At 69.9% G+C, this 13,032-nt stretch carries 12 protein-coding genes; 9 read left to right on the top strand and 3 right to left on the bottom strand.

The annotated features are described in order from the left end of the window. Positions 1–158 precede the first annotated feature (158 nt). From ABZX85_RS01390 to ABZX85_RS01380, 3 genes are all read left to right on the top strand, one after another. A complete protein-coding gene (locus tag ABZX85_RS01390; RefSeq protein WP_355861435.1) occupies positions 159–1,061 on the top strand; it encodes a matrixin family metalloprotease in 903 nt (300 codons plus the stop codon). Positions 1,062–1,232: 171 nt separating this feature from the next. Next, entirely contained in the window at positions 1,233–3,002 is a 1,770-nt protein-coding gene (locus tag ABZX85_RS01385) for a cellulose synthase catalytic subunit (protein ID WP_355861433.1), read from the top strand. 2 nt (positions 3,003–3,004) lie between these two features. Further along, complete coding sequence (locus ABZX85_RS01380) at positions 3,005–4,954, top strand: kelch motif-containing protein (RefSeq protein WP_355861431.1); 1,950 nt, start codon at positions 3,005–3,007, stop codon at positions 4,952–4,954. Between the two features lie 7 nt (positions 4,955–4,961). Here ABZX85_RS01380 and ABZX85_RS01375 read toward each other — a convergent pair whose 3' ends face one another. Beyond that, positions 4,962–5,951 carry a glycoside hydrolase family 6 protein gene (locus ABZX85_RS01375; protein WP_355861429.1) on the bottom strand — a complete coding sequence of 330 codons (990 nt, stop codon included), beginning with the start codon at positions 5,949–5,951 and terminating at the stop codon, positions 4,962–4,964. Between the two features lie 173 nt (positions 5,952–6,124). Between ABZX85_RS01375 and ABZX85_RS01370 the strand changes: the two genes are divergently transcribed. Continuing rightward, positions 6,125–6,634 carry a MarR family transcriptional regulator gene (locus tag ABZX85_RS01370; protein ID WP_355861427.1) on the top strand — a complete coding sequence of 170 codons (510 nt, stop codon included), beginning with the start codon at positions 6,125–6,127 and terminating at the stop codon, positions 6,632–6,634. A gap of 160 nt (positions 6,635–6,794) precedes the next feature. Then, complete coding sequence (locus ABZX85_RS01365; RefSeq protein ID WP_355861425.1) at positions 6,795–7,268, top strand: hypothetical protein; 474 nt, start codon at positions 6,795–6,797, stop codon at positions 7,266–7,268. A 3-nt stretch (positions 7,269–7,271) separates the two neighbouring features. On the opposite strand, the gene ABZX85_RS01360 is transcribed toward ABZX85_RS01365, so the two are convergent. After that, positions 7,272–7,613 carry a DUF3817 domain-containing protein gene (locus tag ABZX85_RS01360; protein WP_355861423.1) on the bottom strand — a complete coding sequence of 114 codons (342 nt, stop codon included), beginning with the start codon at positions 7,611–7,613 and terminating at the stop codon, positions 7,272–7,274. Between the two features lie 72 nt (positions 7,614–7,685). Further along, complete coding sequence (locus ABZX85_RS01355) at positions 7,686–8,315, bottom strand: TetR/AcrR family transcriptional regulator (protein ID WP_355861421.1); 630 nt, start codon at positions 8,313–8,315, stop codon at positions 7,686–7,688. Between the two features lie 249 nt (positions 8,316–8,564). Here ABZX85_RS01355 and ABZX85_RS01350 point away from each other — a divergent pair, with 249 nt between their 5' ends. From ABZX85_RS01350 to ABZX85_RS01335, 4 genes are all read left to right on the top strand, one after another. Then, positions 8,565–9,542: a tetratricopeptide repeat protein gene (locus ABZX85_RS01350; protein WP_355861419.1), complete on the top strand. Its 978-nt coding sequence runs from the start codon at positions 8,565–8,567 to the stop codon at positions 9,540–9,542. Between the two features lie 627 nt (positions 9,543–10,169). Next, entirely contained in the window at positions 10,170–10,832 is a 663-nt protein-coding gene (locus ABZX85_RS01345) for a DUF6230 family protein (RefSeq protein WP_355861417.1), read from the top strand. Positions 10,833–10,963: 131 nt separating this feature from the next. Further along, positions 10,964–11,551, top strand: coding sequence for a DUF6114 domain-containing protein (locus ABZX85_RS01340; protein ID WP_355861415.1), 588 nt, complete (start codon positions 10,964–10,966; stop codon positions 11,549–11,551). After that, on the top strand, positions 11,541–12,875 hold the full coding sequence (locus ABZX85_RS01335; RefSeq protein ID WP_355861413.1) for a hypothetical protein: 1,335 nt from the start codon (positions 11,541–11,543) through the stop codon (positions 12,873–12,875). The genes ABZX85_RS01340 and ABZX85_RS01335 overlap by 11 nt, the downstream gene beginning before the upstream one ends. The last annotated feature ends 157 nt before the right edge of the window (positions 12,876–13,032 follow it).

Raw genomic sequence — 13,032 nt, 5'->3', positions numbered from 1 at the left:
GAGACGGACTTTGAGCACTCGCTCAAAGTCTCTGCGAGTGACGGTACACGTGTTTGAGCGAGTGCTCAACGCCGGATTTCGCGTGAACCGGCGTACCGGTGGGCGCCGTTAGGCTCTGCCGCGTTCACGCAAGAGGCGGTATCAGGGGAGGCGTCGCAGTGGTGGGGCTGCTGGGCAGGGTGGGGGCGGTGGTCGCGCTGCTGGGTTCGCTGGTGGCGGGCCGGCCGGCCCAACAGGTCGTCGAGTACGGCGGGGTCGGCGCGGTCGTGCCGGGGCGCGGGGAGACCGTCGGCGTCGAGGCGCTGACGGCGGACGGGCGGGCACGAGGGCTGACGGTGCGGGTGGGGCGGGACGGGAGGGTGTCGTACGAGGCGGAGACGGAGGCGTCGGCTCCCGGGCGTACGTCGGCCGCCGGGCGGGCGGAGGGTGCCGAGCCCGGTGCGAGCCCCGCGCGGGCCGCCTGTGCCGACACCGCGTACTCGACCGCCGGGCACAAGGAGTACGGGACCTACCTCTGGCACGTCGGGGACGGGCCGATGCCGGGCGGGCTCACCCGGGACGCCGCGCGGAAGGTGTTCGAGGAGTCCATCGGGACCATCACGGCGGAGCGCAACGACTGCGGGCTCGCCGGGACGGGCGGTCCGCAGGCGCGGTACCTGTCGGCGACGGACCGGGAGGCCGGGATCGACCGGGCGGGGCGCTGCTCCACCCGGGACGGGGTGAGCGTCTGGGACGCGGGCGAGCTGCCCCAGGACGTCGTCGCCGTCACCTGCTCCTGGGCCGTCACGATGCCGGACGGCGGTCCGAACGACCTGATCGAGGCGGACGTCCGCTTCAACACCCGCCACCACCGGTTCACGGACACCCCGGGCGAGCGCTGCTCCGACGCCTACGACGTCCGCGCCGTCGGTACCCACGAGGCGGGCCACGTCTTCGGCCTCGGCCATGTCGGCACCGGCCACGAGAACCTGACGATGTACACGAACTCTTACACCTGTTCGACCCGCGCGCGGACGCTGGGGAGGGGGGACGTGCTGGGGCTTCGGGCCCTCTATCGCTGAGATCCGCGCACCCCTGTCGGGTGAACCTCCCACTCTCCTGGCCGCACCCCGTTCGACACTGTCCGATATGTCCATTTTCGTGTGGGTATCGGCCCGTCAGGTTCGCCCTGACAGGAACTGCTCAGAGTGACCCCCCGGGCCGCGATCACTCCTCACTCATTGGAGGGCGTTGTGCGGCCTGAGGGCTACGACTACGACACCCACAGCAGGTTGGCCGGGCCGCTCACGGAGCCGGCCGGAGCGTCGTACCGGGTGCAGTACATATCGCTGCTCTCCCGCGAGCCCCACCGAATACGCGCCATCCTGCTGATGAGCCTCGCCCCCGTGCTGACGGCCCTGCTGCTCGTGTACCTCGTGTGGCCCAGCCACTGGGTGGAGCGCGAGGGCGGCGACGAGTGGATGGTCGGCCTCGACATCGCGATGCTCATAGCCATCGGCCTCATCGAGCTGTTCATGGTCGTCAACGTCGCGTCCGTCGCGCACGCGACCCTCGTCGCCCGCGACCCCGTACCCGTAGTACCCGAGAGCGGCACCCGCGTCGCGTTCCTCACGACGTTCGTGCCCGGGCGCGAGCCCCTCTCCATGGTCCGGGCCACCCTCGAAGGCGCCGTACGCATCCACCACCGCGGCCCCCTGGACGTCTGGCTCCTCGATGAGGGCGACGACGAACAGGCCAAGGCCCTCTGCGCGGAGCTCGGCGTCCGGCACTTCACCCGGCACGGCGTCCCCGAGTGGAACCGGCCCAAGGGCGTCCACAAGGCCCGCACGAAACACGGCAACTACAACGCCTGGATCGCCGCGCACGGCGACGACTACGACTTCTTCGCCTCCGTCGACACCGACCACGTCCCCCACCCGGACTACCTCGAACGGATGATGGGGTACTTCCGCGACCCGGACGTCGCGTTCGTCGTAGGACCCCAGGTGTACGGGAACTACCACCATCCGGTGACGAAGGCCGCCGAGTCGCAGCAGTTCCTCTTCCACGCCCTGATCCAGCGCGCGGGCAACCGCTACCGGGCGCCGATGTTCGTCGGCACCAACAACGTCGTACGGATCGCCGCCGTCAAGCAGATCGGCGGGCTGTACGACTCGATCACCGAGGACATGGCGACCGGGTTCGAGCTGCACCGGCGGCGCAATCCGGTGACCGGGCGGAAGTGGCGGTCGGTGTACACGCCGGACGTGCTGGCCGTCGGCGAGGGGCCCGCGTCCTGGACGGACTTCTTCACCCAGCAGATGCGGTGGTCGCGCGGGACCTACGAGACGCTGTTCAAGCAGTACTGGAAGGCGCCGTTCACGATGCCTCCCGGGCGGCTGTTCTCGTACACGATGATGCTCGTCTACTACCCGATGACGGCCGTCAACTGGCTGCTCGGCATGGTGAGCTGCGTGCTCTTCCTGTGGTTCGGCGCGTCCGGCACGCAGGTCGCCGCCTCCGTGTGGCTGATGCTCTACAGCGACGCCGCCGCCCTCCAGATCGGCCTGTACCTCTGGAACCGCCGCCACAACGTCTCCCCGCACGAACCCGAGGGCTCCGGCGGACTCGCCGGGATGGGCATGTCCGCGCTCTCCGCGCCGATCTACCTCAAGTCCTTCGGCGCGGCCCTGCTGCGCCGCCCCAGCCGGTTCGTCGTCACCCCCAAGGGCGCCGGCGTCAGCGCCGACCGCCTGGCCACCTTCCGCATCCACCTCTTCTGGGCCGCCGTCCTCATCGCGTCCCTCGCCGCCTCCGCCGTCCTCGGCCACACCCACGTCGCCATGCGCACCTGGGCGGTCCTCGCGACGGCGATCTCCCTGGCGCCGCTCGCGGTGTGGCTCGGCACGGCGGTCAGGGAGCGGCTCGCCCGGCCCCGTACCCGTACCGCTCCGGTACTGGAGCCGCCCGCCGTCGAACCCGCCCTCGCCCCCGTCTCCGGCACCCCGACAGGAGGCAACTAGCCATGGCCTTCCAGCAGAAGACCAAGAAGACCGTCCTCGGCATCGGCGGCGTCGTCGTCCTCGCGAGCCTCAACGCCCCCGCCGCGCTGGACTTCGTCGGCGAGCAGTACCACGCCTACAAGATCGCCCAGCCCGAGTACCAGGCCAAGTACGGCAGTTGGGACCAGGTCGACATCCCCGAGCGCTACCGCACCAACGCGATCCACGCGGCGCTCCTGCACACCGGGAAGGTCCTGATCGTCGCCGGATCGGGCAACGAGCAGAAGAAATTCGACGCCGGGTCCTTCGACACCGTCCTGTGGGACCCGAAGAACGACACCTTCAAGAAGATCCCCACCCCCGAGGACTTCTTCTGCGGCGGACACGCCCAACTCCCCGACGGGCGGCTCCTGGTGGCGGGCGGGACGGCCCGTTACGAACTCCTCGACGGGGAGGTCCAGCGGGCCGCCGGCGGGATGCGCGTCAAGAACGAGAACCCCGACAAACCGATGGTCCTCAAGAAGGGCACCCGGTTCCGCTCGCCCGCCGGCGTCGAGTACGTCAGCAAGTTCGACGTCACCGTCCCGAAGGCGAAACGCGGCTTCAAGGTCACCTACAACAAGCGCGGCGTCATGCAGCCCTGGCAGACCCAGGTCACCGCCAGCGAGGTCCGCGTCTTCGTCGAGGCCACCGAGAACGGCCCCATGTCCGCCACCGACAAGCAGTCCCAGTACGAGATCGTCGGGCTCACCGGCAAGGACGCCGACAACACGTACGGCCTCAGCGAGAAGATCACCCTCGACAAGCAGGACTTCCAGGGCATCCGCGCCGCCTACGAGTTCGACCCGCTCGCCGAGCGGTACGTCCCCGTCGACCCGATGAAGAAGGCCCGCTGGTACCCGACCCTCGTCGGCCTCGACGACGGCCGCGTCCTCGCCGTCTCCGGACTCGACGACGTCGGTGTCGTCGACCCCGGGGACAACGAGATCTACGACCCGAAGACCAAGAAGTGGACGCCGGGCCCCAAGCGGTACTTCCCCACCTATCCTGCGCTGTTCCTCACCAAGGGCGGGAAGCTGTTCTACCCCGCCTCCAACGCCGGGTACGGGCCCGCCGACCAGGGCCGGGAGCCCGGGATCTGGGACCTCAGGACCAACACGTTCCAGAAGGTGCCCGGCCTCAAGGACGCGGACGCCACCGAGACTTCGGCGTCCGTGCTGCTGCCGCCCGCGCAGGACCAGCGGGTCATGATCCTCGGCGGCGGGGGAGTGGGCGAGTCGAAGAAGGCGACCCCGCGCACGGCCGTCGTCGACCTCAAGGAGGACAGCCCCTCCTTCAAGGACGGGCCGAACCTGCCCCAGGGCACCCGGTACCTGAACAGCGTGATCATGCCGGACGACACCGTCTTCACCTCCAACGGCTCCGCCGACTACCGGGGGCGCGGCGCCAGCAACATCCTCAAGGCGCAGTTCTACGACCCCAAGGGCAACGTCTTCCGCGAGGCCGCCGAACCCGCCGTCGGCCGCAACTACCACTCCGAGGCGCTCCTGCTGCCCGACGGCCGCGTCGCCACCTTCGGCTCCGACCCCCTCTACGACGACCGGCAGAACACCAAACTCGGCCACTTCGAGCAGCGCATGGAGGTCTTCACCCCGCCCGCGCTGCACAAGAACGGCAAGGACCGTCCCGTTCTCGACGACGGCCCCGAACAACTGCCCGCCGACCGGCAGTTGACCTACCGCACCGATCACCCCGAGCGGATCGTCGCCGCCCGGCTGATGCGGCCCAGCGCCGTCACCCACACCACCGACGTCGAACAGCGCTCCATCGCGCTGGAGTTGACGAAGGAGGGCCGGGCCGTCACGGTCACCGTGCCGGACGACGCGGCGCTCGTGCCGCCCGGCTGGTACATGCTGTTCGTGACGGACGCGGCGGGGACGCCGTCCGAGGCGAAGTGGGTGCAGGTCAAGTGAGCGGCGCTCAGCGGGAGTTGCGTGCCAGCTCCAGGGCGTACGCCGGCCACCACTGCCCCGCGTTCGGGCCGCCCTCGCAGGTGCCGTCCGACTCGCCCGGCCGTTTGATCCACAGGTAGGCATCCAGAGCGGGTTCCCCGGTTTCGGTGGTCGGCCGGGTGCCCAGGGCCCGCCCCGGAGGGTTGCACCACACCCCCGGGAGCGGGCCGTTGCCGTTGCGGCTGGTGTCCACCACGAAGTGCTTCCCGCCCAGTTGGCCGGAGAGGTCGAGGCCGTAGCGCTTGACGGCGTCGTCCGGCTGGAAGTTGGAGACGTTCAGCGCGAAGCCGTCCGCCGCGTCGACGCCGGACCGCTTGAGCGGCTCGACCAGTTTCCACGGCTCGCGAATCCAGGACGGGTTGCCGGCGTCCAGGTACACCTTCGTGTGCGGCTGCTGTTTGAGCCGCGCGATCGCCCCGCTGAGCAACTGTTCGCGCTCGCCGTGATATTCACCCGGCGTACAGCCGTCCACGATGTGCGCCACCGCGTCCGGCTCCAGCACCACCAGCGCCTTCGCGTCCCCGATCGCCGCGGCGAACTTCCCGATCCACGCGAGGTACGCGTCCCCGTCCGCCGCGCCTCCCGCCGAGTGCTGTCCGCAGTCGCGGTGCGGGATGTCGTACGCGACGAAGAGCGCCGTACGGCCGTCGCGGCTCGCGGAGGCGGTGGCCGCGGAGACCGTGGGGCCCGGGTCGATCTCGCCCGCCGGCCACAGGGCGACGGGCTGTTCGGCGATCCGGCGCAGCAGTTCCGCGTCCGAGTTGCGGCCCTCGCGCCGCCAGAGCTGTGTCTGCCGTGCGGCGTTGCTGTCGGGGTCGACCCAGAAGGGGGAGGTCCGCTCGGCGGCCTTCGGCGGTTTCACCACCGACGCCTCCTCGGCCGTGGGGGAGGAGGAGGCGCAGGCGGCGGTGAGGGCGAGGGTGAGGAGGGCGGTGAGGGTGTGCGTCGGACGGGGCATGCCGCTCCCTGTGACGGAGGGGGGAACCGGGATCACTCGTGCATAACGCGTGCGGGGCGGCGTACCAAGCCAAATCGCCGCCCGGTGGGGGAACATCGCTCAGGAAGCCGTTTCCGGCCCGAAAGGCGAGACGTGGCTGACCGGAATGTGACCGGCGGGTAGGGTCTGGTGGCGTGCCGAAGCCCCTCAGTCTCCCCTTCGACCCCATCGCCCGCGCGGACGAGCTCTGGAAGCAGCGCTGGGGAAACGTGCCGTCCATGGCCGCGATCACCTCGATCATGCGGGCCCAGCAGATCCTGCTCGCCGAGGTCGACGCCGTCGTCAAACCGTACGGGCTGACGTTCGCGCGCTACGAGGCGCTCGTCCTGCTGAACTTCTCCAAGGCGGGTGAGCTGCCGATGTCGAAGATCGGCGAGCGCCTGATGGTCCACCCCACCTCGGTCACCAACACCGTCGACCGCCTCGTCCGCTCCGGCCTCGTCGCCAAACGCCCCAACCCCAACGACGGCCGCGGCACCCTCGCCTCCATCACCCCCAAGGGCCGCGAGGTCGTCGAGGCCGCCACCCGCGACCTCATGTCCATGGACTTCGGCCTCGGCGTCTACGACGCGGAGGAATGCGCCGAGATCTTCGCCATGCTCCGCCCACTGCGGGTGGCTTCGGGGGACTTCGAGGAGGAGTAACCGCCCTCGCACCCTGTTTCCCGGCCGCACACGTCCCTCAAGAGGGTGACCGCGGGTCGGCCCGTCGGGCTGGAACGTTCATGCCGAGAGACGGCGTGCCAGCCTGTGCGACCGCAGTCCGGCCGACAGCGGTCGGGCGACCGACGACGGGAGAGACACCATGCCGAGGACGAAGACATGGGGTGTGGCGCGTGCGGTGCTCACGGGGCTGCTGGTGACCGCGACGGCGCTGGGGGCACCGGGCACGGCGAACGCGAGTGCCATCGGTACGACCGCGATCGGGACGTTCAGCTACGAGGTGCGCGGGGCCGCTGTGAAAGTCCCCGTGGGGTGTTTCCTCACCCACCGGATCGAGGGGTCGGGGCGGCGGATCACCGGGCAGCGGGCGGGCGTCGACTGCGTGGGGCCGGCCGCGGCCTTCTCCCGGTTCTGCAACTGGCGTATCGACTTCACCTACGCGGACACGGACGACCGTACGTATCTGACGTCCCGGGGGGCCACGCACACCGAGTGCGAGGCGGGGCTGCTGCGGGAAGGTGCCGCGCGGACCTTGCCGAAGTTCGGCAAGGCGTGTGCGCGGTTTTATGTCAACGGCGGGCTGCGGGGCAGCCAGTGTCACTTCGTGACGCGGTGAGGGTCAGGCCGCGGCCGTCTTCGTCGCCGTGTCGTCGATGACGAGGGGGGTGACCTCGCGGGTGATCCGGCGTTCGACGAAGAACGCTGCCGTCGGGACGGTGCCGGCGAGGAGGACCCAGGCGAGCCGGGGAAGGGGGAACTTCGCCTTCGTGCCGAGGTCGAACGCGAAGACCAGGTAGAGGATGTACAGCCAGCCGTGAGCGACGCCGACCACCGTCACGAAACTGCCGAATCCGTCCAGGTCCAGGACGCGCTTGCCGATCACGCCGATCGTCAGCAGGACGAGGAGGACGGCGGTGACGTAGGCCATCACCCGGTAACGGGTCAAGACGCTCTTTTTCATGCCGTCGAGCGTAGCCGGTGGCCTTCACCGCCCTGCGCGCCGGTACCCCCTTCGCTTGGTGATCTCTTTACCTCACGCCGTGGCCGCAGGCAGGCCGCCCAGCAGCAGCCGCGTGAACGTCCGTACCCACTGCTCGTCCGCCGGTTCCGCGCTGACCAGGGTGCGGTGGACGACCGCGCCCGCGACGACGTCGAAGATGAGGTCGACGGTGCGGGCGGACTCGGTGGGGTCGGTCTCCGGGGGGAGTTCGCCGCGGGTCTGGGCGCGGGAGCGGCCCTCCAGGACGAGGCGTTTCTGGCGGTCGACGATGGAGTGCCGGATGCGCTCGCGCAGCGCGTCGTCGCGGGTGGACTCGGAGAGGACGGCCATGAGGCCGCTGCGGGCCTCCGGGAGCGCGAGGATCGCCGCGAACTGGAGGACGACGCCCTCGATGTCGGCGGTGAGGCTGCCCCGGTCGGGCAGGCGGAGCTCGTCGAAGAGTTCGGCGACGGCGTCCACGACGAGTTCGTTCTTGCCGGCCCAGCGCCGGTACAGCGTCGTCTTCGCGACGCCCGCGCGCTGCGCGACGTCCCCCATGCTCAGCTTCGACCACCCCAGCTCCACCAGCGCCTCCCGCGTCGCGGCCAGGATCGCGGTGTCCGTGGCGGCGCTGCGGGGACGCCCGGGTCGGCCCGGACGGGGGGCGGGGCTGCGGCTCTGCATCGCAAGACCATAACCGCCGCCCCCGCGGCCGTCGCCCCTCGCGTTTCACATCCGCGCGTTATTCGGTGGAGCCCTGTGAGCGGGGCGCGCGAAGATTGTGGAGTCGTGAGGGAGATCACCGGGAAGGACTCCCGGTGGACCCCGGACAGGCATTACGCTACGGGTCGTAGCGAAAGCTAGGGGGCCAGGGCCGACGGCGGTCCGGGGACCGCTTTTCGCGCACGCGCGGGATCGGGGGAGGATAGACGCATGCAGCCACGGAACATGTCCATGAGCGGAGTCGTCGACCTCGCCGCGGTGAAGGCGGCCCAGGAGGCCAAGGCGAAGGCGGAGCAGGCGCGCGCCGAAACGGCCCGCCAGGGCGGCGCGGGGGCGATCTCCCCGGCCGATCTCGTGATCGACGTCGACGAGGCCGGGTTCGAGACCCAGGTCCTCCAGCGGTCCGCCGAGGTGGCCGTCGTCATCGACTTCTGGGCCGAGTGGTGCCAGCCCTGCAAACAGCTCAGCCCGGTCCTGGAGCGGCTCGCCGTCGAGTACGACGGCCGCATCCTGCTCGCCAAGATCGACGTCGACGCCAACCAGATGCTGATGCAGCAGTTCGGCATCCAGGGCATCCCCGCGGTCTTCGCGGTCGTGGCCGGCCAGGCGCTCCCCCTCTTCCAGGGCGCCGCCCCCGAGACGCAGATCCGCCAGACCCTCGACCAGCTCGTCCAGGTCGCCGAGGAGCGCTTCGGCATCACGGGCCTGACGGTCGACCCCGACGCGGAGCCCGGCGCGGCCCCGGCGGCCCCCGCCGAGATCCCGGCGGGCCCGTACGACGCCCTGCTCGCCGCCGCCGTCGACGCCCTGGACGCGGGCGACCTGGGCGGCGCGGTCCAGGCGTACCAGAACGTACTGGCCGACGACCCGGGCAACGAGGAGGCGAAACTCGGCCTCGCGCAGGCCGAGTTGCTCCACCGCATCCAGGGGCTCGACCCGCAGGCCGTCCGCCGGGACGCCGCGGAGAAGCCCGGGGACGCCGCCGCCCAACTCGCCGCCGCCGATCTGGACCTGGTGGGCGGTCATGTCGAGGACGCCTTCGGGCGGCTGATCGAGACGGTCCGGCGCACGGCCGGTGACGACCGGGACGCCGTACGGGTCCGGCTGCTGGAGCTGTTCGAGGTGATCGGTCCGGACGACCCCCGGGTCGCGGCGGCGCGGCGCGCACTGGCCCGCGCGCTGTTCTGACCAGTCGCTAAACCTACCGGTACCGAGGTACCGGAGTGAAAGTCCGGTCGGTTGAGCGCTTTTGCGGCCACGCTTTGCCAAATCTTGGTAAACGTGGCCGCTGTTACTTCCAGTAAGTCAGGGCCGTTGGTCTGCCGGATTCTGTCCCACTGTCAAGTGATTTGTCCTGGGCAGGGATGTCGCGCTCGGTCGCCGGTCGAGACCTGTGGGTCGTCGGACGGTTATCCGGCCGTTACTAGCCAGTAACGAACCCCCTTGTGCGGGCGGCGAGAATGCACCACGATCGGCGACGCTCGGTCCATTCCCGTTCCCCGACAGCCGGTCGGGACGCGGGCCTGATGGGTCCCCACCGGGCAGAGCCGACGGCAACGCCGCCGGTTCTTCAGGGCAGGGGGGTCTTCGCCCGAGGGCGGAGCCTGTCCGGCAAGGTTGTGCGTGATGCGTGTCAGGCACGGCCAGTGGTAGTCGCTCGGGGGTGATCGCCGGTGATCTCAGGCGCGGTTCGCGCTTTTCGGGCACAGGCGCTCCCCATTCCCGAGGACGTAGCACTTCTCCCATCCCTGCCCGGCCGAGCCGCCGTTCACGGGGCGAGCCGGAGCGGGATGTACGTCCGAGAAGGAGGAAATGATGGAGTCCCAGGTGCGTGGCGGGACCAGATGGAAGCGCTTCGCTGTGGTGATGGTGCCCAGCGTCGCCGCTACGGCGTGCATAGGCGTGGCCCTCGCACAGGGCGCGCTCGCGGCGTCGTTCAGCGTGTCGGGCCAGTCGTTCAAGGTCACGGCCGACGAGCTCGACGGCACGGGTTTCAGCCAGTACGGCGCGGTCGACACGGGATACACCCTCACCGGTGAGAAGACCGGCCACCCGGTGGCGGTCTCGTCGTTCAAGACGGCGACGATCAAGAACCTGTGCCAGTCGGTCGTGACCCCGAACATCCCGCTCATCGGGTCGGTCACCCTGACCCTCACGGCCGGTAACAGCGATAACAAGACGGAGCAGGTCTCTGCCGACCGTCTGTTCATCGACATCGCCGACCTGGAGACCACGAGCGCGACGTTCGGCAACATCGACATCGGTGTTGCCGCTGGTGAAACCGGCGCCGACAAGGGCGGCAAGGGTACCGGCATGAAGGGCGGCAAGGAGCAGGCGAACCCGTACGGTTTCGCCCAGCAGGCCGACACCGCCGTGCTGACCGGTGTGAAGCAGACGGCGTGGGCGACCACCGCCGGAACCTTCACGCTGCCCAAGCTGAAGATGAAGCTTGCGCTCAACGGCAAGGAGTGCTACTAGGCACGAGGTGACGGGCGGGGGTGCCTTCGGGCTCTCCCGCCCGTTCCCCCTATCCGGCCGAAGTACACACTCCCCTCGCAACCGCGACACCACTTTCACCACAGCAAAGCCGCACCAGGGAGCTGTTTTCCATGAGCGCCATCTCTGCCGCCCCCGGCCTGTTCGCCCGAGGGAGGTCGCGCTTCAAGGTCTGGCGGGGCACCCGGCCGTTCTGGGCGGGCCTCTATGTCATGCTCAGCGGTTTCCCGATCATGTACTTCCCTTACGCCCACCTCCAGATCGGTCATCTGACGGTGGCGATGGCGACCACCGCGGGCGCCGGCTCCCTGATCATCGGGGTGCTGCTCGTCACCCTGGGGATCAGCCTCTGGTTCCAGCAGCACATCCGTACCTTCGCGGGCGTCGCGGCGATCCTGCTGGCCCTGGTCTCCCTCCCGGTGTCGAACTTCGGCGGCTTCGTCGTCGGCTTCCTCCTCGCGCTGTTCGGCGGGGCGATGGCCGTGTCGTGGGTGCCGGGCAAGCCGGTCGAGGAGACGGCCGGGGAGCCGGTGGGGGAGGCGCCCGAGCAGACGACGGCGCAGGAGAGCGCACCGGCCGACGACGAGACGCCTCGGGTCGCCGCAGAGGCGCCGGAGACCGAGGCCGCGGTCGCCGAGCCGAAGGACCTGTCAGGAACGAGCCCGGCCAACGGGTCGAACGGGAGGCGCAGTGCCGACTGACGAGGACACCCACGGGGTGGACGCCGACGCGTCCCGGGAGAGAACCGGACCGCGCCACGCGGCGCCCAGGAAACCGCTGCTCGCCCGGCTCCATGTGCCGGCGGGCAGGGCGATAGCCCTGGCCGCGATGCCGACGGTCCTCGTGGGGATGGGGCTCACCTCGACGCTCGCGCGCGCCGAGGGACAGCAGCCGGTCTCGAAGAGTCTGACGGCCGAGGAGTACCAGGCGTGCGTCGAGGCGATGGCGAAGGAGCCGACCGCGTCGCCGTCGCCGTCCGCGAGCGAGTCGTCCGCCTCGTCCTCCGACGACAAGGACGACAAGGGCGACAAGAAGGACTCCGCGGCCAAGGACGACTCCGCGTCGGATTCAGGTTCCGACGACAAGGGTTCCTCCGGGTCCGAGGAGAAGGACGACGACAAGGCCGGTACGCCGTCCCCGTCCCCGTCCGCCTCCGGCGGTACCACCGAGGAGTCCGGTGGCGACGACGCGGCGGCCTCGCCGAGCCCGTCCCCGTCGGCCTCCGAGGAGTCCAAGGGGCTGCTGGAGACCATCGGCGACGCGCTGACGGACGTGTTCACCGGGGGCAGCGGGAGTACGGCGTCGGAGGCGAGCCCGAGCCCGTCGGCCACGCCGTCCGCCTCGCCGGACGCGGCTGCCGGGAAGGGGTCGGCGTCGACGGAGAAGAAGGCCGCCGACACCACCGAGGACGCCACGAAGGAGTCCCCGGCGGCGGACGACGACTCGAAGGCGTCCCCGTCCCCCTCGCCGTCCGCGAGCGAGTCCTCCTCCTCCGACGACGAGAAGGCTGACGCCTCCCCGAGCCCCTCGCCCAGCGCGAGCACGGACGTGGCGGACTGCCCGGTCGCCACGGACGACGAGGGCGGCATCGACAACAAGATGCGCCTGCCGGACGACCCCTGGTACCTGAACGCCAGCGGGCTGCTCCTCAAGGGCGCGGACTACCAGGGCGTCGTGAAGGTCAAGACCGCCAACGGCACCGTCAAGGAGGTGCTGAAGTACGTCATCTCCGGGGGCACCGACATCGACGATCTGCACCAGACGGTGATCGACAAGCAGGCGGGCAAGACCTACCACGTCAAGGGTGCGAAGGGCTCCAAGTCCACGATCACCAAGGGCGACACGATCATGTACACCGAGAGCATCTCCGGAAACCTCTTCGGTCTGCTCCCGGTCACCTTCAGCCCCAAGAGCCCGCCGCCCCTGAACATCCCCCTGATCTACTTCAGCAACGTCAAGGTCACCCAGGCCGGCCAGTTCGGCGGGACCCTGCACATCCCCGGTATGACGCAGTCGATCACCTGATCACCCGAACCTCTCCGGGAGCCGCACACGAGTGATGGCCCGGTCCCCCTCGGATTTCACCGGGGGACCGGGCCATCACTCTTTGTCAAGCTCATGATCATTTTGTAGAGGGCTGTTCACCTTTATGGAGGGCACCGGGGTTCTGTGGGTGACGACC

Origin of the sequence: Streptomyces sp. NPDC004539 (assembly GCF_040610055.1) — a bacterium.
Classification (GTDB): domain Bacteria; phylum Actinomycetota; class Actinomycetes; order Streptomycetales; family Streptomycetaceae; genus Streptomyces.
Note: the sequence above shows the minus strand (reverse complement) of the source record. Positions and strands in the feature narration are given on the sequence as shown.